This is a genomic window from Streptomyces sp. NPDC017943 (genome assembly GCF_044328425.1).
GTDB classification, from domain to species: domain Bacteria; phylum Actinomycetota; class Actinomycetes; order Streptomycetales; family Streptomycetaceae; genus Streptomyces; species Streptomyces djakartensis_A.
Genome location: NZ_JBIRHH010000004.1, coordinates 537725 through 562672, shown reverse-complemented (window position 1 = coordinate 562672; position 24948 = coordinate 537725). Strand labels below are relative to the sequence as shown.

Below are 24948 nucleotides of genomic sequence, written 5' to 3'. Positions count from 1 at the left end.
CCGAACATGCGAAGGGGCCGCTGTTTCACGTGAAACAGCGGCCCCCGTCCTTACGCCTACCGATCGATCCCGCGCCACCCGCCGGCGTCGACCCCGCCCGGCACCTCGGCTCCCTGCTCATAGGGCTGCCGTGTGAACACGAACGACCCCACGTCGAGATGGTCGACGCGCCCGTCACCCCCTCGCACGACCTTCAGCAGCTCGCCGGCGTAGTAACCCTCCAGACCGGTCCAGGAACCGTCACCGTTCGGCCGGAACCTCGAACGGCGGCCGTTGCCGGACAGCGGCTCCAGTGAGGCCAGTCCGTCGGACCTGAAGCGCAGGGCGAAGGCATACGTCCCCCAGTACCACTGACCTGCCAGCTCCAGCACCGTCGGATCGGCCTGGCGCAGCGGCGTCCAAGGGGCGGGCATGCGCGGCTCGGCCTCGGCCACGATCCGGACCAGGTCGGCGGCGACCGTGGCCACCGCCGGGCCGGAGGTGCAGTTCGCCAGGACGACCGCGGCGGCATCGTCCTCCACGCTGATGGTCACGGTGGCCAGGAACCCCGGCAGGGAGCCCGAGTGCCCGACGAGGAGCCGGCCGTGCCGTCCCTGGATCTGCATGCCGAGGCCGTAGGCGTCACCGGACATCACGTCCGCCGCCTCTGCGGGTGCCGCCGGGGTCCGCATCTCCCGCACGGACTCGGCGCTCAGCACCCGGTCGTCGCCCCGCACCAGGAAAGACGCGAACCGGGCCAGATCCCCCGTCGTGGACCAGAGCTGGCCGGCCGGGGCCATCCGCCCAAGATCCTCGGCCGGTTCGGGCAGCAGGACGTCCGCCCAGGGGTGCACCGCCCAGCCACTCGCGTGGGGGGCTTCCGGCCGCACGCCGGTTCGGTTCAGTCCCAGCGGTTCGAGCACTTCCCGCCGTAGTGCCTCTTCCCAGGACGTCCCGCGCACCTCTTCCACGAGCGCGCCCAGGAGCGTGTAGCCAGGGTTCGAGTAGTGGTGCCGTCGTCCGACGGGGTGGACCAGGGGCTGCTCGCCGAGGACGTCGGACAGTTCCGGCCGGAGGGATCCGGGAGTGCGTTCCCACCACGGCCCGGGGGACTCGGCCGCCAGCCCGCCGGTGTGGGCCAGCAGTTGGGCGATCGTGACCTCCCCGGCGCCGGTGCCCGGCAGGTGCTTCTCCAGGGGATCGTCGAGCCCGACCAGCCCTTCGTCACGCATGCGCATCACGAGAACGGCGGTGAAGGTCTTGGTGATCGAGCCGACGCGGTACTGCGTGTTCTCATCGGGCGCGTGCCCCTCCACCGAGGACCTGCTCCCGTGCCACACCGCCCGCCCGTCACGCACGACGGCCGCGACGAGCGAGGGTGCCCGCCCCTCGGCCTGGGCCACGGCGATCCGGTGCAGCAACGCCCGTCGCGTGGCGGGGAGCAGCTCTTCCTGAGGTGTCGTCATGTCCCCAGTCCACCCGCCGACGGCCCCGGAGTCGACTCCATTTCACCGCCGGCGGAGCGGGTTCCCTGCTTTCGTGGCAATCAGGTCTGCGCCATGTCCACGAAACGGGAGTAGTGGCCCTGGAAGGCCACCGTGATCGTTGCCGTCGGGCCGTTACGGTGCTTGGCCACGATCAGGTCGGCCTCACCCGCGCGCGGGGACTCCTTCTCATAGGCGTCCTCGCGGTGCAGCAGGATGACCATGTCGGCGTCCTGCTCGATGGAGCCCGACTCACGCAGGTCGGAGACCATCGGCTTCTTGTCCGTACGCTGCTCGGGGCCACGGTTCAGCTGGGAGAGCGCGATGACCGGGATCTCCAGCTCCTTGGCGAGCAGCTTGAGGTTACGGGACATGTCCGAGACCTCCTGCTGGCGGCTCTCGGCCCGCTTGGAACCGCCGGACTGCATCAGCTGCAGGTAGTCGATGACGACCAGTCGCAGGTCGTTGCGCTGCTTCAGGCGCCGGCACTTGGCGCGGATCTCCATCATCGACAGGTTGGGCGAGTCGTCGATGTAGAGGGGTGCGGCCGAGACGTCCGGCATCCGCCGAGCCAGGCGGGTCCAGTCCTCGTCCGTCATCGTGCCGGACCGCATGTGGTGCAGGGCGACCCGGGCCTCGGCGGACAGCAGGCGCATCGCGATCTCGTTGCGCCCCATCTCGAGGGAGAAGATCACGCTCGGCAGGTTGTTCTTGATCGACGCCGCCCGGGCGAAGTCGAGTGCGAGCGTCGACTTACCCATGGCGGGACGCGCGGCGATGACGATCATCTGCCCTGGGTGCAGACCGTTGGTCAGCGAGTCGAAGTCGGTGAAGCCCGTCGGCACACCCGTCATCTCACCGCTGCGCGAGCCGATCGCCTCGATCTCGTCGAGCGCGCCCTCCATGATGTCTCCCAGCGGGAGGTAGTCCTCGCTGGTGCGCTGCTCCGTGACCGCGTAGACCTCCGCCTGGGCGCGGTTGACGATCTCGTCGACGTCGTCGTCCGCCGCGTATCCCATCTGCGTGATGCGCGTGCCCGCCTCGACGAGACGGCGCAGCACCGCCCGCTCGTGGACGATCTCCGCGTAGTAGGCCGCGTTCGCCGCCGTGGGTACCGTCTGGACGAGGGTGTGCAGATACGAGGCCCCGCCGACCTTGTTGATCTCACCGCGCTTGGTCAGCTCGGCGGCGATCGTGATGGGGTCGGCCGGCTCGCCCTTGGCGTAGACGTCGAGGACGGCCTGGTAGATCGTCTCGTGAGCCGGCTTGTAGAAGTCGTGTCCCTTGAGGATCTCGACGACGTCGGCGATGGCGTCCTTGGACAGGAGCATGCCGCCGAGGACGGACTGCTCCGCGTCGATGTCCTGGGGGGGCACCCGCTCGAACGACGGGGCCGAGCCACCGTCCCATCCGTTGTCCCTGCCGCGCTCGTGCTGCTCCTCGCGGCCCCGCGCTCCGTCGCCGCGTCGGCGGGAGGCGGGCAGACGATCACTGGGACCGCTGTCGGCCCACGGGTCGTCCAAGGGCTCGGAAATGCTCACCGAGCCACCTCCTCCCGTCCGCCGCAGCAGACCTCGCCGTGCCCCTTCTTTCTACGGCACGGCACTGACAAATGAGAGGCCCAACTCCGGTTGACGCAGGCCGGTTTTGTGGTGTTTTGAAAACCGGCGGACGGAGCGGGCGCCGGACCACCGTAGGCCCGTCGGCACCGTCAGCCAATCTGGTTATCCACAGGCCATGTGGACGACGGCCCAGATGCTGTGGAGAACTCCACGAAACCTGTGCACGACCCGGTGGACAGTCCTGTGAACAAGCTCCAACCGACGCTCTCCTCAACTAGCTGACCTGCGACTTTGCCGTCCACCGGCTGTGCAGAAGAAAAACTTTCCCCAGCGGAGCAAGATCGCTTCGAATGGTGCACAGCAGTACGCACGACAGGAGGCTAAGTAAGGGTCGGAGAACCTTTGCATCTCTTACCTGTGGACGATTAGATTGGTGCACATGACACAGGCCTCCGAGCGCCGCCCAACCGGCCGCAGACAGCACGACCGAGAGATCGTCGCGCTGGCCGTTCCGGCCTTCGGCGCGCTCGTCGCCGAGCCCCTGTTCCTCATGGCCGACACCGCCATCGTGGGCCATCTGGGCACCGCGCAACTCGCCGGACTCGGCGTCGCCTCGGCCTTGCTGATGACCGCGGTCAGCGTCTTCGTCTTCCTCGCCTATGCCACCACCGCGGCGGTCGCCCGACGCGTGGGCGCCGATGACCTCCCGGCCGCCATCCGACAAGGCATGGACGGTATCTGGCTGGCCCTGCTTCTCGGCGCCGCTGTCGTCGCCGCTGCTCTGCCGACGGCACCGCACCTCGTCGACCTGTTCGGCGCGTCCGACGCGGCCGCCCCGTACGCGACGACCTACCTGCGCATCTCCATCCTCGGCGTCCCCGCCATGCTCGTCGTCCTGGCCGCGACCGGTGTTCTGCGCGGCCTGCAGGACACCAAGACGCCGCTCTATGTCGCCGTCGCCGGCTTCGTCGCCAACGGAGCTCTCAACGTGGGGCTTGTCTACGGCGCCGACCTGGGCATCGCCGGTTCCGCGTGGGGCACGGTCATCGCCCAGTGCGGCATGGCCGGCGTCTACCTCGCGGTCGTCCTGCGAGGAGCCCGCAAGCACGGTGCCTCCCTGCGACCCGACGCAGCCGGGATCCGGGCCTCGGCACAGGCCGGTGTGCCCCTGCTGGTGCGTACCCTCTCCCTGCGCGCGATCCTGATGATCGCTACGGCGGTCGCCGCCCGGCTGGGGGACGCCGACATCGCCGCCCACCAGATCATCCTTTCCCTGTGGAGTCTGCTGGCCTTCGCCCTGGATGCCATCGCCATCGCCGGGCAAGCCATCATCGGGCGTTACCTCGGAGCCGGTGACGCCGAGGGCGCCCGTGCCGTGTGCCGCCGCATGGTGGAGTGGGGAATCGCCGTCGGAGTCGTTCTCGGTGTTCTGGTGGTCGTCGCCCGGCCGGCCTTCCTGCCTCTGTTCACCAGCGATCCGGCGGTCAAGGACGTGGCACTGCCCGCCCTGATCATCGTCGCCCTCTCCCAGCCGATCTCCGGGATCGTCTTCGTCCTGGACGGGGTCCTCATGGGCGCCGGTGACGGTCCCTACCTGGCGTGGGCCATGCTGGTCACGCTGGCGGTCTTCACACCGGCCGCCCTGCTGGTCCCGGTGCTCGGCGGTGGACTCACCGCCCTCTGGTCCACGATGACGTTGATGATGATCGTCAGGATGCTGACCCTGTGGCTGCGAAGCCGGTCGGGCCGCTGGATCGTGACGGGCGCGACGCGCTGACAACTCAGGGAAAGCCGAGGGCGCGTTTCACGTGAAACGAGCACCAGCTCACTGTTGAGCATCGGTCCGCCGATGACGGTGTTTCACGTGAAACCAGCTCACAGCCGACACGACGAGGGGGCCGCATCCCGAAGGATGCGGCCCCCTCGCTCACTTCGTCAGTGAGGGCGGCACTCAGGCCGCGACGACCTCGATGCTGACCTTGGCGTCAACCTCGGGGTGCAGACGCACGGACGTCGTGTGGGCGCCCAGCGTCTTGATCGGCGAGCCGAGCTCGATGCGGCGCTTGTCGACCTCGGGGCCACCGGAAGCCTTGATCGCCGAAGCGATGTCGGCCGGGGTGACGGAACCGAAGAGACGACCGGCGTCGCCGGAGCGGACGGCCAGACGGACCTTGACACCCTCGAGCTGGGCCTTCACAGCGTTGGCCTGCTCGATGGTCTGGATCTCGTGGATCTTGCGAGCACGACGGATCTGCTCGACGTCCTTCTCGCCACCCTTGGTCCAGCGGATAGCGAACTTCCGCGGGATCAGGTAGTTGCGAGCGTAACCGTCCTTGACGTCGACGACGTCGCCGGCGGCACCGAGGCCAGAGACCTCGTGGGTGAGGATGATCTTCATGTGTCGGTCACCCTTCCCTTATCGCGCGGTGGACGTGTAGGGCAGCAGCGCCATCTCACGGCTGTTCTTCACGGCCGTGGCGACGTCACGCTGGTGCTGCGTGCAGTTGCCGGTCACGCGGCGGGCACGGATCTTGCCGCGGTCGGAAATGAACTTCCGCAGCATGTTCGTGTCCTTGTAGTCCACGTACGTGACCTTGTCCTTGCAGAATGCGCAGACCTTCTTCTTCGGCTTGCGCACAGGCGGCTTCGCCATGGTGTTTCTCCTGTGTGATCAAGAAGTGTGGGTGCGAGCCGGTCCCTAGAAGGGGGGCTCGTCCGAGTAGCCGCCGCCACCGCCGCCGGAGTTTCCACCCCAGCCGCCGCCACCGCCCTGGTTGCCACCGGCGGGAGCACCGGTCGCCCACGGGTCGTCGGCGGGAGCGCCGCCGCCCTGCTGACCGCCGCCGGGGCCGCCGCCCCAGCCGCCGCCACCCTGGCCGCCGCCGCTGCCACCGCCGTAGCCGCCCTGGCCACCCCGGCCGGTGGTCTTGGTGACCTTGGCCGTGGCGTTGCGCAGGCTGGCGCCGACTTCCTCGACGTCCAGCTCGTAGACCGTGCGCTTGACGCCCTCACGGTCCTCGTAGGACCGCTGCTTCAGCCGGCCCTGCACGATGACGCGCATGCCTCGCTGGAGCGACTCGGCGACGTTCTCCGCCGCCTGACGCCAGACCGAGCAGGTCAGGAACAGGCTCTCGCCGTCCTTCCACTCGTTCGTCTGGCGGTCGAAGGTGCGGGGAGTGGACGCGACACGGAACTTCGCGACGGCCGCACCGGAGGGGGTGAAGCGCAGCTCGGGGTCGTCGACAAGATTGCCGACCACCGTGATGACGGTCTCGCCTGCCATGGGGGAACCTCTCGGCGGGTTTGCTCTGGCTGCTTGCTACTCGAATCCCGGGATCAGCTGAGCGGGGAAGCTCAGTGGGTCTCGGGACGGAGGACCTTGGTCCGGAGGACCGACTCGTTCAGGTTCATCTGGCGGTCGAGCTCCTTGACGACCGCAGGCTCGGCCTGCAGGTCGATGACCGAGTAGATGCCCTCGGGCTTCTTCTTGATCTCGTACGCGAGACGACGACGACCCCAGGTGTCGACCTTCTCGACCTTTCCGCCGCCGTCACGGACGACAGAGAGGAAGTTCTCGATCAGCGGGGAGACAGCGCGCTCCTCGACGTCGGGGTCGAGGATGACCATCACCTCGTAGTGACGCATGTGGAACCCACCTCCTTTGGACTCAGCGGCCACGGTCGTTCCGTGGCAGGAGGGTTGTGATGCGTACGCAACGGTATCGGCCACCACTGACAATCAGGGGTCCTGTGGAGAAGCCCTCGCCATGGCATGGGCAGACACCGGTGCAGACGGTACACACTACCCGCCCGGTGGCTTCCGGTTGAAATCCGGCCGCCGGGGCAGCCAATCTGTACACATCGGGTGTGTATGGCGCTACGATGCGCCGACTTTCGCAGGAGGTGCCCCATGGCACAGGCATTGCGACCCAACACCGGCGGCGGCCTTCTCGCCACGGACGGAAAGCCCCACCCTCTCCAGGACGCCCTCCTCGCCGTGACCCTGGTGCTGGGCCTCACCGCCTTCCTCACGGCGATCATCGAGGACGACCTGCACATTCTCAGTTCCTGGGCCGGTCTGGTGGGCATCCTCACCGGTGCGTACGGCCAGTGGATCTCGGAGACGACCCGGGAGCGCTTCGGCCTCATCCTGGGCCTCGGCGCATCGGGCGTCGGGTTCTTCCTGGGCATGGCGCACGGCGGCCTCATCGGCTGACGCCGGGCACCCCATTTCCGCACACCGGATCCCGCCCCGGCCGGCCTCACGCCGGGGCGGAGATTCGTACGCCCAGACGACGCGCTCCCACGGCGCAGTAGGCTTCGCGCGAGAGCCGGAGCCCCTGAACCCATGGGGACACACCAGCCCGAGGAGCGCCCCGAATGAGCCTGACCCTGAGGACCATCAGTCGAGAGCAGCATCTGGCATACATCCAGAGCCTGCCGTCGGCGAGCCACATGCAGGTCCCGGCCTGGGCTGACGTCAAGGCCGAGTGGCGCTCGGAGAACCTCGGCTGGTTCGACGACCGCACCGGCGAGCTGGTGGGTGTGGGCCTGGTCCTCTACCGGCAGCTGCCCAAGATCAAGCGCTACCTCGCCTACCTGCCCGAGGGCCCGGTCATCAACTGGTACGCGCCCAACCTGCAGGAATGGATCGAGCCGATGCTGGCTCACCTGAAGCAGCAGGGCGCCTTCTCGGTGAAGATGGGCCCGCCGGTGATCATCCGGCGCTGGGAGGCCGCGTCCATCAAGCAGGGCATCCAGAACCCCGACGTGAAGCGCCTGCGCGACATCGAGGCCGACCACATCGAGCCGCGTGCCTTCGAGGTGGCCGACAAGCTGCGTCGCATGGGCTGGCAGCAGGGCGAGGACGGCGGCGCCGGCTTCGGCGACGTCCAGCCCCGCTACGTCTACCAGGTACCGCTGGCGAACCGGTCCCTGGAAGAAGTCCACAAGAACTTCAACCAGCTGTGGCGCCGCAACATCAAGAAGGCCGAGAAGGCCGGCGTCGAGGTCGTCCAGGGCGGCTACCAGGACCTCGAGGAATGGCAGCGCCTGTACGAGATCACCGCCGTGCGCGACCACTTCCGTCCGCGCCCCCTGTCGTACTTCCAGCGCATGTGGACGGCCCTCAACACCGAGGACCCCAACCGCATGCGCCTGTACTTCGCCCGGCACAACGGTGTGAACCTCTCCGCGGCGACCATGCTGATCGTTGGCGGGCACGTCTGGTACTCCTACGGGGCCTCCGACAACATCGGCCGCGAGGTCCGGCCCTCGAACGCCATGCAGTGGCGGATGCTGCGCGACGCCTACGCGCTCGGCGCCACCGTCTACGACCTGCGGGGCATCTCCGACTCGCTCGACGAGACCGACCACCTCTTCGGGCTCATCCAGTTCAAGGTGGGCACGGGCGGCCAGGCCGCCGAGTACCTCGGCGAGTGGGACTTCCCGCTGAACAAGCTGCTGCACAAGGCGCTCGACATGTATATGTCGCGCCGGTGACGCGCCCTTCGGTGCTTCCCCACTCCCGGCCCGCGGCGGCCACCGCCCTGCGGCACCGCTGATCCACCGCGATCGTGATCCACCTCGATCGTTGATCCATCGCATCGCCGATCCACCGCATCGCCGATTCACGGCAACCACGAGAAAGGTTCCAGGTCCGGCCATGGCGCTCACGCTCTACGTCGACACCGCGCGCTGGCGGGCGCACCACAAGCACGTGCAGGAGCAGTTCCCCGGCCTGGTGCCGGTCTGCAAGGGCAACGGCTACGGCTTCGGGCACGAACGGCTGGCTGAGGAGGCCACCCGCCTGGGCTCGGACGTCCTGGCCGTCGGCACGACCTACGAGGCCGCCCGGATCAAGGACTGGTTCGGCGGCGACCTGCTGGTGCTGACGCCGTACCGGCGCGGTGAGGAGCCCGTGCCGCTGCCGGACCGGGTGATCCGCTCCGTCTCCTCGATAGACGGTGTGTACGGCCTCGTCGGCGCCCGTGTGGTGATCGAGGTGATGTCCTCGATGAAGCGGCACGGCATCAGCGAGCAGGACCTCGCCCAGCTGCACTCCGCCATCGAGAACGTCCGCCTGGAGGGCTTCGCCATCCACCTGCCGCTGGACCGCACCGACGGCTCGGACGCCGTCGAGGAGGTCATCGGCTGGATGGACCGGCTCCGGGCCGCGCGCCTGCCGCTGCACACCATGTTCGTCAGCCACCTCAAGGCAGAGGACCTCGCCCGGCTGCAGCAGCAGTTCCCCCAGACCCGGTTCCGGGCGCGCATCGGCACGCGGCTGTGGCTCGGGGACCACGACGCCACCGAGTACCGCGGCGCGGTCCTGGACGTCACCCGCGTCGCCAAGGGCGACCGCTTCGGCTACCGGCAGCAGAAGGCGGCCTCGGACGGCTTCCTGGTGGTCGTGGCGGGCGGAACGTCGCACGGGGTGGGTCTGGAGGCCCCCAAGGCGCTGCACGGCGTCATGCCGCGCGCCAAGGGCGTCGCCCGGGCCGGCCTGGCGACGGTGAACCGGAACCTCTCGCCGTTCGTGTGGGGCGGCAAGCAGCGCTGGTTCGCCGAACCGCCGCACATGCAGGTGTCGATCCTGTTCGTGCCGGCGGACGCGCCCGAGCCGAAGGTCGGCGATGAGCTGGTGGCCCACCTGCGGCACACCACCACCCAGTTCGACCGGCTCATGGACCGCTGACGGGACACTCGGCGAGAAGGCCGGCACGGTCCCCGTGTCCGGCCTTCTCGCTTTCCCAGCCCTCGAAGGACGTTCGCTCAGAGCGAACCGCCCGTGGCTCCCTGTCGCCCCCAGTCGACCGCAGGTCCTTCGGACCGGGCCACCTCGTGCCGCTTCGGCCGGGCCGCCGGGCCCACAACGAAGACGTCCTCGGCTCCGTCCAGCACGCCGCCCGAGGGATCGTCGTCGCCGGACCTGCGCACCGGGTCGCGGTCCGGCCGGAGGATGTCACGCACCACCATGACGCAGAGGTAGAGCGTCCCGAGCAGATGCAGGCCGATGGCCCAGTGGTAGCCGTCGGTGGGCAGCCCCTTGTGGGCCTCTCCGCTGGTCGTGTACGCGAGGTACAGCCAGATCCCCAGGAAGTACGCCACCTCGCAGGCCTGCCAGATCAGGAAGTCCCGCCACTTCGGCCGGGCGAGAGCGGCCAACGGCACCAGCCACAGGACGTACTGCGGCGAGTAGACCTTGTTGGTGAGGATGAACGCCGCGACGATCAGAAAGGCGAGCTGGGCGAACCGGGGGCGGCGCCGTGCCGTCAGCCCCAGCACCGCGACGGCCGCGCAGCACACCAGCATCAGCAGTGTGGCGAGCGTGTTCACGGTGTCGGTACTGAGCGGGTCGTCCGAGTTCTGCGCCATGATCAGCCAGAAGGACCCGAAGTCGACGCCCCGCTCCTGGCTGAAGGTGTAGAACTTCGACCAGCCCTCGAAGGCGAACAGCATCACCGGACCGTTCACCACGACCCACGCGACGACCGCGCCGCCCAGGGCCGTCCCGAACTCCCGCCACCTCCCCGCGCGCCAGCACAGCACCAGCAGCGGACCGAGGAGCAGGAACGGATAGAGCTTGGCGGCCGTCGCCAGCCCCAGCAGGACGCCGAACGCGAGGGCCCGGCCTCGCGACCACATCAGCATCGCCGCGGCCGTCAGAGCGACCGCCAGCAAATCCCAGTTGATGGTCGCCGTCAACGCGAACGCGGGCGCCAGGGCGACCAGCAGACCGTCCCACGGACGCCGGGCGTGCGTTCGGGTCACGCAGACGGCGATGACCGCCGCGCAGGCCATCAGCATCCCGGCGTTGACCATCCAGTACCACTGCTCCTGGTCCTGGATGGTGCCGCTGCCGGGCGTGAGCCAGGAAGCGACCTCCATGAAGACACCGGTCAGCACCGGATACTCCAGGTACTGCATGTCACCGGGGAGCCGGTCGAAGTACGGCACGAGTCCGTCGGCAAAGCCACGCCCCTGGAAGAGGTGCGGGATGTCCGAGTAGCAGGCGTGCGTGTACTGCGAGCTGGCGCCGTAGAACCAGGCGCCGTTGTAGCAAGGGGCCTTCTGGACCAGGCCGAGAACGAACATGCCGATCGCCACCAGCGCGATCACTCGCACCGGAGTCCACCACGACGTCCCGAGCAGGGCACGGCGCCCGATCGGGCCGCCGATCAGCTCACTGCCGGCCGCGGCGACCGCGTCCTCCTTGGTCGGCAGCACCGGCTCCGGCTCGTGGACGCCTGCTCGCGTCGATTCTGCACTGGGCATGCCGCACATCCTGCCGTACGAGTCCGGCCATACGCCGAGGGCCGCCACACCCGAGTGGGTGCGGCGGCCCTCGTTTCACGTGAAACACCTTCGCGTTTCACGTGAAACACCCAAGCCGGGCGTTTGTCCGGCTAGCCGTTGGGGCCTCCGAAGATGCCTCCGTTGCCGTTGCCTCTGTTGTTGCCACCGTCGTCGTTCGTCTCGGTGGGCCCTGTCGGCGGAGCGGTGATGCCTCCGTCCGTGCCGCCGTTGTCCTGGCCGCCGTTCTCCTGGCCTCCGTCTTCCTCACAGCCGAAGAAGCCGCAGGTGTCGCTCGGTGTGGGCGAGGGAGACGTCGGCGTCTCGCTGGGCGTGGCGCTCGGCGTCTCGGACGGCGTCTGACTGGGCTGCTCACTGGGAGTCGGCTTGGGCGTGGGGGCGCCGAGGGCGTCCTGGACGGTGCCGATCTTCTCGGGCTCCGGGAAGCCGAGGTCGGCCTTGCCCTTGAGAGCGGCCTTCATGTACTCGGTCCACACGAGGGTGGGGATGTCACCACCGTGAATGGACTCGACACCGGCGGTGCCGTTCATGGACAGCAGCTTGGCACTCTTGGGGTCTTCGCGGAACATCGCAACGGACGTCGACAGCTGCTGGGTGTAACCGACGAACCAGGCGGACTTGTTCTCGTCCGTCGTACCGGTCTTGCCGGCCGCCGTGCGCCCCAGGCTCAGGGCGTTCTTGCCAGTGCCGTTCTGGATCACGTTCTCCAGCACGTCAGTGACGTTTTTGGCGACGTTCTCCGGCATGGCCTGCGTCACGCGCGGCTTCTCGAAGCCGGCGACGTCCTGTCCCTCGTACTTGACGCTGGTCACCGAGTAGGGGGCTGCCTGCTTACCGGCGGCGGCGAACGTCGCGTATGCGTCAGCCATACGGATTGCGCTGGGGGTCGAGGTCCCGAGGGCGAACGACGGGTCCAGGGTCGCGAAGCTGGCGTCCAGAATGCCGGACTTCTCGGCCACGTCGCGCACGTTCTTCATCCCCACGTCCATACCGAGCTGCACGAAGGGGGTGTTGACCGACTGCTCCATCGCCTTGCGCAGGGTGATGTAGCCCCAGGGGTGGTCACTCTCGTTCTCCTGGAAGAACGGCGTGTTGTCCTTCTTCAGGACGTAGGTGCCGTCGTTGTTCCTGACCTTGAGGTGGTCGTTGCCGTTGTACTTGCTGAGCGGCGAGAGAGGACCGTCGCTGCGGTACGTTCCGTGCTCCATTGCGGCGGCGAGCACAAACGGCTTCCACGTGGAGCCGACGGGGACGCCCGAGGTGTCGGCGTTGTTGTTGAAGTGACCCTTTTCGTAGCCCGCTCCGCCGTAGAGGGCGACGATCGCACCGTCCTTCGGCTTCACCGAGGCCGCACCGAACTGAACGTGCCTGTCGAGTTCACGCTTCGGGTTGATGTGCTGCTTCTCGACCTTCTTCACGGCGGCGGTCAGAGCCTCGACGTTCTTCTTCACGAAGGTCGTCTTGATCTGGTAGCCGCCCTGGTCGAACTGCTTCTCCGAGATGTTGGAGTGGTTCAGCACGTATTTCTTGGCCGTGTCCACCAGGTAGCCGATCTGACCCGTCATGCCCTTGGTCGCCTTGCGGCCCTGGGGCTCGGGGTATTCCTTGATCGCCTTCTGGTACTGCTCGTCCGTCAGCTTGTCATCGTTGTGCATCTGCTCGAGGATCCAGCCCCAGCGCTCCTCCGACCGCTTGCGGTTGGCGTCCTTGGTCGCACTGGGGTCGAGGCCATCGTTGCCCGCGGGGTCGTAGTACGTCGGCCCCTTCAGCAGGGCGGCGAGGAAGGCGCACTCACTCGGCGAGAGCCGCTCCGCGTCCTTGCCGTAGTACGTCTGCGCGGCCGCCTGGATGCCGTAGGCGCCACGGCCGTAGTACGAGGTGTTCAGGTAGCCCTGGAGGATCTGGTCCTTGCTGAGCTTGTTGCCCACCTTGATGGAGATGAACATCTCTTTGAACTTGCGGGAGAGCGTCTGCTCCTGGCTCAGGTAGGTGTTCTTCACGAACTGCTGCGTGATCGTCGAACCGCCCTGCGTGTCACCGCCGCGGGCCATGTTCGCCAGGGCGCGGGCGATACCCATGGGGTCGACGCCGCTGTCGTCGTAGAAGCTCTTGTTCTCGGCCGAGATCACGGCCCACCGCATGGCCGGCGGGATCCGCTCGATCGTGACGTTCTGCCGGTTGGTGCCACTGCCCGCCGCGACCATCCGACTGCCGTCGGCCCAGAGGTAGACGTTGTTCTGCGACAGAGCCGCTGCGTTTTTCTCGCTGGGGACGCTGACCATGGCGTATCCGATGCCCGCCACGGCCACCAGGCTGCCCAGGAAGCCGATGCAGAGGCCGGAGACGAGCCTCCAGGAGGGCACCCAGCGCTGCCAGCCGTACTTCCCGGCCCGCGGGTAGTCGACCAGCCGCTTCCGGTCGGAGACGGCTGCGGCGCGGCCTCCTGCCGGAGCGGCGCGCCGACCGCCCCGGGCCGGTTCGGCAGCACGGCGGCGGCTGCCGCCGCCGGTGCCTTTCTGCGCCGCACGCCGGGCCTCTGCACGGCCGCCGTACTGACGCTCCTCACCCCCCGAGCCGAGAGAACCCGACCCATAGGAGTCGGACGGAGACCCGGTTGCGCCTCGCGGTGCCGCGCGGCGGCCGGAGGACGAGCCGGACTGGCCGCGTCGGGCCGCGGCACGTCCGCCTCCCTGCGGCTGCGGCGGTTTGCGACGGTGCTCGCTCATCGAACGACTACTCCTCGGGCAGGCGCACCCCTGCGCGCCTGGAAACGGCGGCTTGTTTCCGGTCCCCCCGAAGTACGGATGCGGTGGGCTCGGTATTCATCGGTCCCGCATGCACCCGTACTACACCGAGGACCACGACGCCCACAGGCGTCACTCGGTTCCCGGCGATGTGCATGGCGCACAGACTACGCACCGCCAAAACCTGCCGAGCCCCCAAGTTCACCTCAAATCAGGCAAGTAGTGTCCGACGAATCGGTGATGTGATCCCGTTCACCACCCCCCCTCTTGTCGCATCCGGAAGGCCGTTCTATCGTCGTGATGTATCGAGTCGATACATCGGCACGACACATCGGTCCGACGCATCGGTCCGATACATGCGCACCGCGGCAGAGAGGAGGCGACGATGAGCCGGCGTTCCGGGATCCTCGAGTTCGCCGTACTCGGCCTGCTCCGCGAGTCTCCGATGCACGGCTACGAGCTGCGCAAGCGCCTCAACACGTCACTGGGGGTGTTCCGGGCGTTCAGCTACGGGACGCTCTACCCGTGCCTCAAGACGCTGGTCGCCAACGGCTGGTTGATCGAGGAACCGGGCAGTACCGCCGAGGACGCCCTCGCCGCCCCCCTCGCAGGGCGCCGGGCCAAGATCGTCTACCGGCTGACCGCGGAGGGCAAGGAGCACTTCGAGCAACTGCTCTCGCAGACGGGTCCCGACGCGTACGAGGACGAGACCTTCGCGGCCCGTTTCGCCTTCTTCGGGCAGACGTCACGCGACGTGCGCATGCGCGTGCTGGAGGGGCGCCGCAGCCGGCTGGAGGAGCGCCTCGAGAAGATGAGCGCCTCCCTGGCCCGGACCCGGGAGCGTCTCGACGACTACACGCTCGAACTCCAGCGCCACGGGATGGAGTCCGTGGAACGCGAGGTGCGCTGGCTGAACGAGCTCATCGAGAGCGAGCGGGCGGGACGGGACCTGAAGGGTTCCGCCACCGGGGAGCCCGCATCGCGCGACACCACATCTGGAGCGCCGGGCGGCCTGCCCCGGCCGGGGGACGACCCCCGGCCGGATACGCCCGGCGACACCGCCACGTGAGAGCCCGCTGATGGGCCTCACTCGTACACACAGGGAGCAACCGGAATGGGTTCGGTCCGCGTAGCCATCGTCGGTGTGGGCAACTGCGCCGCATCGCTGGTGCAGGGAGTCGAGTACTACAAGGACGCCGACCCGGCGTCCAAGGTGCCGGGCCTGATGCACGTCCAGTTCGGCGACTACCACGTCAGCGACGTCGAGTTCGTCGCCGCGTTCGACGTGGACGCCAAGAAGGTCGGTCTCGACCTGGCGGACGCCATCGGCGCCTCCGAGAACAACACCATCAAGATCTGCGACGTGCCCCACTCCGGCGTGACGGTCCAGCGCGGCCACACCCTCGACGGTCTCGGCAAGTACTACCGCGAGACCATCGAGGAGTCCGCCGAGGAGCCGGTCGACGTCGTCCAGGTCCTCAAGGACAAGCAGGTCGACGTCCTCGTCTGCTACCTGCCCGTGGGCTCCGAGGACGCGGCGAAGTTCTACGCCCAGTGCGCCATCGACGCCAAGGTCGCCTTCGTCAACGCCCTTCCGGTCTTCATCGCCGGCACCAAGGAGTGGGCCGACAAGTTCACCGAGGCGGGCGTCCCGATCGTCGGTGACGACATCAAGTCCCAGGTCGGCGCCACCATCACGCACCGCGTCATGGCGAAGCTCTTCGAGGACCGGGGCGTGATCCTGGACCGCACGATGCAGCTGAACGTCGGCGGAAACATGGACTTCAAGAACATGCTCGAGCGCGACCGCCTCGAGTCGAAGAAGATCTCCAAGACGCAGGCCGTCACCTCCCAGATCCGCGACCGCGAGCTGGGCGAGGGCAACGTCCACATCGGCCCGTCCGACTACGTGGCCTGGCTGGACGACCGCAAGTGGGCCTACGTCCGCCTCGAGGGCCGCGCCTTCGGTGACGTCCCGCTGAACCTCGAGTACAAGCTCGAGGTCTGGGACTCCCCGAACTCGGCCGGCGTCATCATCGACGCCCTGCGCGCCGCGAAGATCGCCAAGGACCGCGGCATCGGCGGCCCGATCCTGTCGGCGTCGAGCTACTTCATGAAGTCCCCGCCCGTGCAGTACTTCGACGACGAGGCTCGCGAGAACGTCGAGAAGTTCATCAAGGGCGAGGTCGAGCGCTGACGCGCCACAACTGATCGCTCCTGCCAGGGCTGTGAGGGGCCCCGGGTCGCATGACCCGGGGCCCCTCCCCGTATGTGAGGCTGGGGCCCATGGCCGTCGTCCGTGACCTGCGGGTCCTGTTGCGTTTCCAGGGGTTCAGACGCCTGCTCGCCGTGCGCCTGCTGTCCCAGGGGGCCGACGGCGTCTACCAGGTGGCGCTCGCCGCCTATGTCGTCTTCTCCCCCGAGAAGCAGACCTCGGCGGCCGCCATCGCCTCCGCGATGGCGGTGCTGCTGCTCCCGTACTCGCTCGTCGGACCCTTCGCCGGTGTCCTGCTGGACCGCTGGAGGCGCCGTCAGGTCCTGCTGTGCGGCAGCCTGTTGCGGGCCCTGCTGGCCATGGCGACGGCCCTGCTCATGCTCAGTCCCGCTCCGGACTGGCTCTTCTACGTCTCGGCCCTGTGCGTCACGGCCGTCAACCGCTTCGTCCTGTCCGGTCTGTCCGCCGCCCTGCCGCGTGTGGTCGACGCGGACCGGCTCGTCGTCGCCAACTCCTTGTCCCCGACGGCCGGAACCCTCGCCGCGACCGCCGGCGGCGGGATCGCCTTCGTCGTACGCCTCGCGACGGTGGACTCGGATGCGGTCGTCGTGCTCGTGGCGGCGGGGCTGTATCTGTGCGCCTCCGTCGCGTCGTTGAGCATGGCGCGTGACCTCCTCGGTCCCGACAAGCGGGACGGACAGACGCAGCGGATCAGGACTGCCCTCTCCGGCACTGCCCGGGACCTGGCGGCCGGCGTGCGCCATCTGGCCGCCCCGGCCCGCAGGGAGGCCGCCTGGGCACTGGCGGCGATGTCGCTCATGCGGTTCTGTTACGGCGCCCTGCTGGTCATGCTGCTGATGCTCTGCCGGTACGCCCTCACTTCGACGACCGATGACGGACTGGCACTGCTGGGGCTGGCGTTGGGCGTCTCCGGCGCGGGCTTCTTCGCGGCAGCCGTGGTGACACCCTGGGCCGCGGGCCGGCTCGGCCCGGGCCGCTGGATCGTGGCGTGTGCGGGGGCCGCGGCACTGCTGGAGCCCGCCCTGGGGCTGCCGTTCGCCGCCGTCCCACTGCTGGCCGCTGCCTTCGTGCTGGGCCTGACGACACAGGGCGCGAAGATCGCCACGGACACCATCGTCCAGTCGTGCGTCGACGACGGCTTCCGTGGCCGAATCTTCTCCGTCTACGACGTGCTGTTCAACGTCTTCTTCGTCGGAGCAGCCGCCGTAGCGGCCCTGATGCTGCCGCCGGACGGCCGGTCCGTGTCTCTGGTGATCACGATCGCCGTTATCTACGCGGCAGTAGCTGCTGCTATGGCCCGATCTGTCCGCCGGTAAGTGTCACATCAATGCCACAGAGCCCTTCCTGGCTACTGCGTTGTCAGTGGGGACCGATAACTTACGTGCGTCTTATCTCGCGACATGTTCGCGTCACTCATCGCGCGTTTCTAGGGGGACCCCCGTATGTCCACTCCGCCGCCCCAGGGCAACCCGTTCGCACAGGGCCAGCCCGCGGGCCAGCCGCAGGCTCCGTACCCGCCGCAGGGCGGCGTCCCTCAGCAGCCCGGCCAGCCCGGCTTCCCGCCCCCGGGCGGCGCCCCGCTTCCGCCGCAGCCGACCGGCCGCAAGCTCAGCTTCAAGACCATCAAGAACATCGTCATCGTCCTCATCGTCGCCGGTGCGGCCATCGGCGGGTACATAGCCAGCCGGGATGACGCCAACACGGCCGCCGTCGGCGACTGCATGCACCGCGGCAGCACCAACGACAACGACCCGGACCTCGAGGTCGTCGACTGCAAGGACGCGGCCGCTCAGTACGAGGTGCTGGCCAAGATCGAGGGCAAGTTCCTCACGGACACCCTGGCGTCCAGCAAGTGCGAGTCCGAGGCCAAGGACTTCCAGTACGTCTACACCCAGAGCGGTGACGGCAAGGACTTCCTGCTCTGCCTGAAGGACCACAAGAAGTAAGGCAGACGCACGAAGGGGCGGTGTTTCACGTGAAACACCGCCCCTCCCTTCGTTCAGGGATCTTCGGGCCGGGGGGCATGTTTCACGTGAAACATGCCCCCCGGCTTCGTGGGCTCAGCCCTGCTGCTCCGCCCACCAGTCCTTCAGCGCGGTCACCGCGGCATCGCTCTCCATCGGTCCGTTCTCCAGCCTCAGCTCCAGCATGTGCTTGTAGGCACGGCCGATGACCGGCCCCGGACCCACACCGAGGATCTCCATGATCTGGTTGCCGTCGAGGTCCGGGCGGATGGAGTCCAGCTCCTCCTGCTCCTGCAGCTTCGCGATCCGCTCCTCCAAGCCGTCGTAGGCACGGGAGAGAGCGGCCGCCTTGCGCTTGTTGCGTGTGGTGCAGTCCGAGCGGGTCAGCTTGTGGAGACGGTCGAGGAGCGGACCGGCGTCACGGACGTAACGGCGGACCGCCGAGTCCGTCCACTCACCCGTGCCGTAGCCGTGGAAGCGCAGGTGCAGCTCCACCAGCTGTGAGACGTCCCGGACCAGCTCGTTGGAGTACTTCAGGGCCGTCATGCGCTTCTTGGTCATCTTCGCCCCGACCACCTCGTGGTGGTGGAACGAGACCCGGCCGTCCTTCTCGAAGCGGCGCGTGCGCGGCTTGCCGATGTCGTGCAGCAGGGCGGCCAGGCGCAGGGTGAGGTCGGGGCCGTCACTCTCCAGGGCCATCGCCTGCTCGAGCACGATCAGGGTGTGGTCGTAGACGTCCTTGTGGCGGTGGTGCTCGTCACGCTCCAGCCGCAGGGCCGGCAGCTCGGGCAGCACGCGATCGGCGAGACCGGTGTCCACGAGCAGGGTGAGGCCCTTGCGAGGGTGGGCGGAGAGGATCAGCTTGTTCAGTTCGTCCCGCACACGCTCGGCAGACACGATCTCGATGCGTCCGGCCATCTCCGTCATGGCCGTGACGACCTCAGGAGCCACCTCGAAGTCCAGCTGGGCCGCGAACCGCGCCGCCCGCATCATCCGCAGGGGATCGTCCGAGAAGGAATCCTCCGGAGTGCCGGGAGTGCGCAGGACACGTGCCGCCAGGTCCTCCAGACCGCCGTGCGGGTCGACGAACTCCTTCTCCGGCAGCGCGACGGCCATCGCGTTGACGGTGAAGTCCCGGCGCACGAGATCTTCCTCGATGGAGTCGCCGTAGGAGACCTCGGGCTTGCGCGAGGTCCGGTCATAGGCCTCGGACCGGTAGGTCGTCACCTCGATCTGGTAGCCGCCCTTGTGCGCACCGACCGTGCCGAACGCGATCCCGACCTCCCAGACGGCGTCCGCCCACGGGCGGACGATCTTGAGCACGTCCTGCGGTCGGGCGTCGGTCGTGAAGTCCAGGTCATTGCCGAGCCGGCCCAGCAGCGCGTCGCGTACCGAGCCGCCGACCAGGGCGAGCGAGAACCCGGCCTCCTGGAAGCGGCGGGCGAGGTCATCGGCGACAGGAGCGACTCGCAGCAGTTCACTCACGGCTCGCTGCTGCACCTGGCTCAGGGCACTGGACGTGTCTTCATTGGCGTTCGGCACAACAGAAGAGGGTACGTGGCCCGCTGCCGTGGGCTCCCCCGGATATTCGAGCGGACAGGTACTGCCATACCGGCACAAGGCATGCCCCGGACCGGTAAGGGGCCGTTCGTTCTCCGGAGAACCGCATACCGGGCAGGCGGGCCGTCCTGAGCGATCTTGTGGTGCGGACCGCGGCACTTCACCTCCGCGCGCATCGTTACCATGCGTGGACGCACATTCCGACGACCACTGACGACGACGAGGGACGGACGAGCGCGTGGCCGAGGCGGCAGACTTCCAGGGGACCAGTGCCTCACCTGCCCGCCGGTGGCTGCGGCGCACCGGGGCACTGCTCGCGGGTGCGCCCCTGCTGACCGGCCTCCTCCAGCTGCCCGCCGCGAGCCCGGCGGACGCCGCCGGACAGGAGTCCGCCCGGGCCGCCGCCGGCTCGGGCTCGGTGGCCGTCGCCGTCGATTCGCTCACACCCAGCGCCCCCACCGACGGGGACACGGTGACCGTGTCGGGCACGGTGACCAACAAGGGCAAGCAGGCCGTCACCGACGCCCACGTCGACCTTCAGGTCGGGCCCCCGCTGGACACCCGTTCGTCCATCGACGCCCTCGCAAGGAAGAGCGCCGGCATCCAAGGCCCCGCCGGTGAGACGGTCGGCGGCAAGTACACGGAGAAGTTCCCCGAGCTCACCCCCGGGGTGTCGGAGCCCTTCAGCATCTCGGTACCGGTCGACGAGCTGGATCTGGGTGAGGACGGCGTCTACCAGCTCGCCGTCGCGCTGTCCGGGGAGACCGCCGCGCAGCCCTGGGACCAGGTCCTCGGCGTCCAGCGCACGTTCCTGCCGTGGCAGCCGGAGGAAGCCGGGACCAAGACGAAGACCACGTTCCTGTGGCCCCTCATCTCCAGCTCCCACATGGTCGCCGAGACGGGCTCGAACGAGCAGCAGACGCCGGTGTTCCGCGACGACGAGCTCGCCGAGGAGATCGCTCCCGGCGGTCGCCTCGACCAGATGGTGTCGCTGGGCAAGGGGCTCGACGTCACCTGGGTGGTCGACCCGGACCTGCTGGCCTCCGTCGACGCGATGACCAAGAGCTACGAGGTGCGCGGCCCGGACGGCGGCACCACCGACGGCACCCACCAGGCGGACGCCAACCGCTGGCTCGCAGACCTCCAGGAGGCGGTGTCGGGCAAGGAGGTCGTCGCCCTGCCGTACGGCGATCCCGACCTGGCGTCCATCGCCCACAAGGGCACGAGCGTCACCGGCACCCTCAATCACCTGAAGGAGGCCACCGACGTCATCGACAACACGATCCCGACGATTCTCCACGTGAAACCGTCCAAGGACTTCGCATGGCCCGTGGACGGTGCCGTCGACCCGTCGATCGTGAAGGTCGCGACCTCCGCGGGCGCCGACAAGGTGATCGCCCGCAGCGACAGCATGCAGGACGACCTCTCCTACACCCCCTCCGCCGCCCGCCCCATCGGTGGGGGCACCACGGCGGTCGTGAGCGACGCCCGGATGTCCACGGCGTTCCAGGGCGATCTGACGCGCGCCTCGGCCTCCACACTGGCGGTACAGCGGTTCCTGGCCCAGAGCCTGGCCTTCGGCCTCCAGACGGGCAAGGAGCGCAGCGTCGTCGTCGCCCCGCAGCGCATGCCGTCCGTCAGCCAGGCCCAGGCCATGGCCAAGGCGCTCGGGACCCTGCAGGACGGGACCTGGTCCGAGTCCCAGGACCTCACGGCCGCCGCCAGGACGAAGCCCGACCCCGCGGCCACCACCAGGGTGCCGTCGGCGTCGGCGTACCCCTCCTCGCTGCGCAGGCAGGAGCTGCGGCGGGCCGCGTTCGAGCAGATCGCCCGGACTCAGGCCAAGCTCGACAAGTTCAAGGTGATCCTCACCCGCCAGGACCGCGTGGTGACGCCCTTCGGGCGGGCCATGGAGCGCGAGATGTCCACGACGTGGCGGGGGCGCGGCGTCGCGGCGGTGGGCTACCGCGACGGCATCGAGGGCTACCTCGACGGCCTCATCAACGGGGTCAAACTGATCAACAAGTCGGAGACCAAGCTCTCCGGCCGCAGCGCCACCATCCCCGTGACCGTCCAGAACAACCTGGTCCAAGGTGTCGATCACCTGGAACTGCGGCTCACGTCGAAGAACCCGACCCGACTCAAGATCAGCGGCGAGCCCTACGACGAGCAACCGGTCACCGTGAACGGCGGCCACGCCCAGTCGGTGAAGTTCACCACGTCCGCCAACGCCAACGGCCGGGCCGAGGTCATCGCCCAGCTGTACACGCAGGACGGTCAGAAGTACGGCGAGCCGGTCACCTTCGACGTGCGCGTCACCGAGGTCACGCCCACGGTCATGCTGGTCATCGGCGGCGGCGTGCTGCTGCTGGTCCTGGCCGGCTTCCGGATGTACACCCAGCGCAAGCGCGCCGCCGCCCGCGAGGCGGCCGAGGACGAGGCAGCCGAGACCGACGGCGAAGCCGACGGACCGGCGGACGCCCCGCGGAACCCGGAGGACCCCGGTCACCGTCAGGAAGAGGAGGCCGGTGCCCGCGCGGACGCGCCCGAGCAGCCGAGTGACCCGGCCCCGGACACCGCAGCGGAAAGCGCCGACCCGTCCGGCACGGGTGAGAGAGTGGACCGTTGAGATGTCGTGGCCGGTGGGCCCGGGACGATGAGGTGGGGTAACCATGAACGCGCCGTACGACGGTGACCGCGGCCGTGCCGCGGGCAGCCCGGGCCGGCCCGAGAGGGGCGGGCCCGAAGGCGCGCCGGACGAGCACGGCCAGGTGCCGCCCCACCCGGCGGACGCCTACCTCCAGGACGCCTACGCCCAGGACGTCTACGCCCAGGACGCGTACGCACAGGACGCCTACCGGACGCAGGGCCCCTCCGTCCAGGACCCGGGCGCCGATGCGCTCTACGACCGCGCCGCGCACCAGCCGCCCGCTCCGGGCACCTCTCAGGCACAGCAGCTGTACGGACAGCCGCCGCAGTCGCCCTACGCGCCCGACCCACGGGTCTGGGCCCGGACACCCGCACCGGAGCCGGACGGACCGACCCGGCACCTGCCCTACGGCGACGACCCGCGCACCACCCAGTTCGTGGGTGTGGACGACCTCGTCTCCCAGGCCGGCGAGCCGCGCCAGGAGCCGGACGCCTTCGCGCACCTTTTCCGTGACCAGCAGCAGGGCAGCGGGCACCCCTCGTACGAGTCGCCCTCGGTCCCCGGCCCGTCTCCCGCCCCGGGCCAGGCCCCGCAGGGCCCCTACGCGGCGTACGGGCAGACGGCACCGACCCCGCTGGTGGAGGAGGCTCCCGAGCCGGAGCCCGTGTCCGCTCCCGCCGCCAAGAAGGGCGGACGGGCCGCGGGCCTGCTGAAGTCCAGCGCCGTGATGGCGGCGGGCACGATGGTCTCCCGCCTCACCGGCTTCGTCCGCTCCGCACTGATCGTGTCGGCCCTGGGCGTCGGCCTCCTCGGCGACACCTTCCAGGTCGCCTACCAGCTGCCGACGATGATCTACATCCTCACCGTCGGCGGCGGCCTCAACTCCGTGTTCGTGCCGCAGCTCGTGCGCGCCATGAAGAACGACGAGGACGGCGGCGAGGCATACGCCAACCGGCTGCTGACCCTCGTCATCGTGACGCTCGGCGGGCTCACCGCGCTCTCGGTCATCGGGGCACCGCTGCTCATCCGCGTGCTGTCCAACGGGGTCGCCAGCGACCCGGCGGCGAACCAGGTTGCCATCACCTTCGCCCAGTTCTTCCTGCCCACGATCTTCTTCATGGGCGTCCACGTGGTGATGGGCCAGATCCTGAACGCGCGCGGCAAGTTCGGCGCGATGATGTGGACCCCGGTCCTGAACAACATCGTCATCATCGTGACGCTGGGCATGTTCATCTACGTCTACGGCACCGCCGCAGAGTCCGGGATGAAGGCCGGGACGATCCCGCCGGAGGGCCAGCACCTGCTCGGCGTCGGCGTCCTGCTCGGCCTCGTGGTCCAGGCGCTGGCGATGATCCCCTACCTGCGCGAGACCGGCTTCCGGCTGCGACTGCGCTTCGACTGGCGGGGCCAAGGCCTGGGCAAGGCCATCACACTGGCCAAGTGGACGGTCCTGTTCGTCCTCGCCAACCAGGCCGGCGCCATGATCGTCATCCAGCTGTCCACCGCGGCCGGCAAGGCCTCACCCGTCGACGGCACCGGCTTCGCCGCCTACGCCAACGCCCAGCTGATCTGGGGCCTGCCCCAGGCGATCATCACCGTCTCCCTGATGGCCGCGCTGCTGCCGCGCCTGTCGCGCTCGGCGGCCGAGGGGGACGGCGGCGCCGTCCGTGACGACATCTCGCAGGGCCTGCGCACCACGGCCGTCGCGATCGTCCCGATCGCGTTCGGGTTCCTCTCCCTCGGCATCCCGATGTGCACGCTGATGTTCGGCTCCTCCGGCACCAGCGAGGCCACGAACATGGGCTTCATGCTGATGGCGTTCGGCCTCGGACTGATCCCGTACTCGGTGCAGTACGTCGTCCTGCGTGCCTTCTACGCCTACGAGGACACGAGGACCCCCTTCTACAACACGGTCATCGTGGCCGCCGTCAACGCGGGCGCCTCGGCGATCTGTTACTTCGTCATCCCGTCCCGCTGGGCCGTCGTCGGCATGGCCGCCTCCTACGGCCTGGCCTACGCGATCGGAGTGGGCGTCGCCTGGCGCCGGCTGCGCAAGCGGCTGGGCGGCGACCTCGACGGCGCCCGGGTGCTGCGCACTTACGCCCGGCTGTGCATCGCGTCGATCCCCGCCGCACTGCTCAGCGGCGCGGCCTGCTACGGCATCGCCCAGACGCTCGGCCAGGGCGTCGCCGGTTCGCTCGTCGCGGTGTTCGCGGGCGGTGCGGTGCTGCTCGCCGTCTTCTTCGTCGCCGCCCGCCGCATGCGCATCGAGGAGCTCAACTCCCTGGTGGGCATGGTCCGCGGGCGCCTGGGACGCTGAGGCGGGGGCGGGCGCACAACCATCGTCGGGCACCGCGTGTCGTGCATAGCGGCGGACTGTGGGCACAATTGGTTTCGGCGTCGGACGGCACGCAACGGATGCCGGCCGACGCGCAATGGATGGGGAGGCAGGAA

Annotated in this window: 19 protein-coding genes; 10 read left to right on the top strand and 9 right to left on the bottom strand. The window is 68.8% G+C overall.

The window, feature by feature from the left end; genetic code table 11:
• Positions 1-56: 56 nt before the first annotated feature.
• Together ACH4C6_RS16130 and dnaB are read right to left on the bottom strand one after the other, a co-directional pair.
• Positions 57-1445, bottom strand: a complete 1389-nt coding sequence (locus ACH4C6_RS16130; RefSeq protein ID WP_398109194.1) for a serine hydrolase domain-containing protein — start codon at positions 1443-1445, stop codon at positions 57-59.
• An 80-nt stretch (positions 1446-1525) separates the two neighbouring features.
• The gene (dnaB, locus tag ACH4C6_RS16125) at positions 1526-3004 is read right to left on the bottom strand and encodes a replicative DNA helicase (protein WP_398109193.1); all 1479 of its coding nucleotides are present in this window, start codon (positions 3002-3004) and stop codon (positions 1526-1528) included.
• A 460-nt stretch (positions 3005-3464) separates the two neighbouring features.
• Between dnaB and ACH4C6_RS16120 the strand changes: the two genes are divergently transcribed.
• Positions 3465-4802, top strand: coding sequence for an MATE family efflux transporter (locus tag ACH4C6_RS16120; RefSeq protein ID WP_398109192.1), 1338 nt, complete (start codon positions 3465-3467; stop codon positions 4800-4802).
• A gap of 174 nt (positions 4803-4976) precedes the next feature.
• Here the strand turns inward: ACH4C6_RS16120 and rplI are convergent, their stop codons facing one another.
• The 4 genes from rplI to rpsF form a co-directional block, all read right to left on the bottom strand.
• Positions 4977-5423, bottom strand: a complete 447-nt coding sequence (gene rplI / locus ACH4C6_RS16115; RefSeq protein ID WP_398109191.1) for a 50S ribosomal protein L9 — start codon at positions 5421-5423, stop codon at positions 4977-4979.
• Between the two features lie 18 nt (positions 5424-5441).
• Positions 5442-5678: a 30S ribosomal protein S18 gene (gene rpsR / locus ACH4C6_RS16110; RefSeq protein ID WP_003949403.1), complete on the bottom strand. Its 237-nt coding sequence runs from the start codon at positions 5676-5678 to the stop codon at positions 5442-5444.
• A gap of 45 nt (positions 5679-5723) precedes the next feature.
• A complete protein-coding gene (locus ACH4C6_RS16105; RefSeq protein WP_398109190.1) occupies positions 5724-6308 on the bottom strand; it encodes a single-stranded DNA-binding protein in 585 nt (194 codons plus the stop codon).
• A 71-nt stretch (positions 6309-6379) separates the two neighbouring features.
• Positions 6380-6670, bottom strand: coding sequence for a 30S ribosomal protein S6 (gene rpsF, locus ACH4C6_RS16100; protein WP_003991486.1), 291 nt, complete (start codon positions 6668-6670; stop codon positions 6380-6382).
• Between the two features lie 264 nt (positions 6671-6934).
• On the opposite strand from rpsF, the gene ACH4C6_RS16095 reads away from it, so the two are divergent.
• The 3 genes from ACH4C6_RS16095 (at position 6935) to ACH4C6_RS16085 (ending at position 9721) form a co-directional block, all read left to right on the top strand.
• Entirely contained in the window at positions 6935-7240 is a 306-nt protein-coding gene (locus ACH4C6_RS16095; RefSeq protein ID WP_398109189.1) for a hypothetical protein, read from the top strand.
• Between the two features lie 164 nt (positions 7241-7404).
• The gene (femX, locus tag ACH4C6_RS16090; protein ID WP_398109188.1) at positions 7405-8526 is read left to right on the top strand and encodes a peptidoglycan bridge formation glycyltransferase FemX; all 1122 of its coding nucleotides are present in this window, start codon (positions 7405-7407) and stop codon (positions 8524-8526) included.
• 163 nt (positions 8527-8689) lie between these two features.
• Positions 8690-9721, top strand: a complete 1032-nt coding sequence (locus ACH4C6_RS16085) for an alanine racemase (protein ID WP_398109187.1) — start codon at positions 8690-8692, stop codon at positions 9719-9721.
• 77 nt (positions 9722-9798) lie between these two features.
• Here the strand turns inward: ACH4C6_RS16085 and ACH4C6_RS16080 are convergent, their stop codons facing one another.
• Both ACH4C6_RS16080 and ACH4C6_RS16075 read right to left on the bottom strand, forming a co-directional pair.
• A complete protein-coding gene (locus ACH4C6_RS16080; protein ID WP_398109358.1) occupies positions 9799-11310 on the bottom strand; it encodes a glycosyltransferase family 87 protein in 1512 nt (503 codons plus the stop codon).
• Between the two features lie 122 nt (positions 11311-11432).
• Positions 11433-14066: a transglycosylase domain-containing protein gene (locus ACH4C6_RS16075; protein WP_398109186.1), complete on the bottom strand. Its 2634-nt coding sequence runs from the start codon at positions 14064-14066 to the stop codon at positions 11433-11435.
• Between the two features lie 403 nt (positions 14067-14469).
• Here ACH4C6_RS16075 and ACH4C6_RS16070 point away from each other — a divergent pair, with 403 nt between their 5' ends.
• The 4 genes from ACH4C6_RS16070 (at position 14470) to ACH4C6_RS16055 (ending at position 18266) form a co-directional block, all read left to right on the top strand.
• Positions 14470-15153, top strand: a complete 684-nt coding sequence (locus ACH4C6_RS16070; protein ID WP_398109185.1) for a PadR family transcriptional regulator — start codon at positions 14470-14472, stop codon at positions 15151-15153.
• A 45-nt stretch (positions 15154-15198) separates the two neighbouring features.
• Positions 15199-16281 (top strand): inositol-3-phosphate synthase, encoded by a 1083-nt coding sequence (locus ACH4C6_RS16065; RefSeq protein WP_398109184.1) that lies wholly within the window; start codon positions 15199-15201, stop codon positions 16279-16281.
• Between the two features lie 89 nt (positions 16282-16370).
• On the top strand, positions 16371-17636 hold the full coding sequence (locus ACH4C6_RS16060) for an MFS transporter (protein WP_398109183.1): 1266 nt from the start codon (positions 16371-16373) through the stop codon (positions 17634-17636).
• Between the two features lie 126 nt (positions 17637-17762).
• Positions 17763-18266 carry a hypothetical protein gene (locus ACH4C6_RS16055; protein WP_398109182.1) on the top strand — a complete coding sequence of 168 codons (504 nt, stop codon included), beginning with the start codon at positions 17763-17765 and terminating at the stop codon, positions 18264-18266.
• Between the two features lie 114 nt (positions 18267-18380).
• On the opposite strand, the gene ACH4C6_RS16050 is transcribed toward ACH4C6_RS16055, so the two are convergent.
• Positions 18381-19826: a CCA tRNA nucleotidyltransferase gene (locus ACH4C6_RS16050; protein WP_398109181.1), complete on the bottom strand. Its 1446-nt coding sequence runs from the start codon at positions 19824-19826 to the stop codon at positions 18381-18383.
• 256 nt (positions 19827-20082) lie between these two features.
• Here ACH4C6_RS16050 and ACH4C6_RS16045 point away from each other — a divergent pair, with 256 nt between their 5' ends.
• Together ACH4C6_RS16045 and murJ are read left to right on the top strand one after the other, a co-directional pair.
• On the top strand, positions 20083-22473 hold the full coding sequence (locus ACH4C6_RS16045; RefSeq protein ID WP_398109180.1) for a DUF6049 family protein: 2391 nt from the start codon (positions 20083-20085) through the stop codon (positions 22471-22473).
• Positions 22474-22516: 43 nt separating this feature from the next.
• Positions 22517-24814, top strand: a complete 2298-nt coding sequence (gene murJ, locus ACH4C6_RS16040; RefSeq protein ID WP_398109179.1) for a murein biosynthesis integral membrane protein MurJ — start codon at positions 22517-22519, stop codon at positions 24812-24814.
• The last annotated feature ends 134 nt before the right edge of the window (positions 24815-24948 follow it).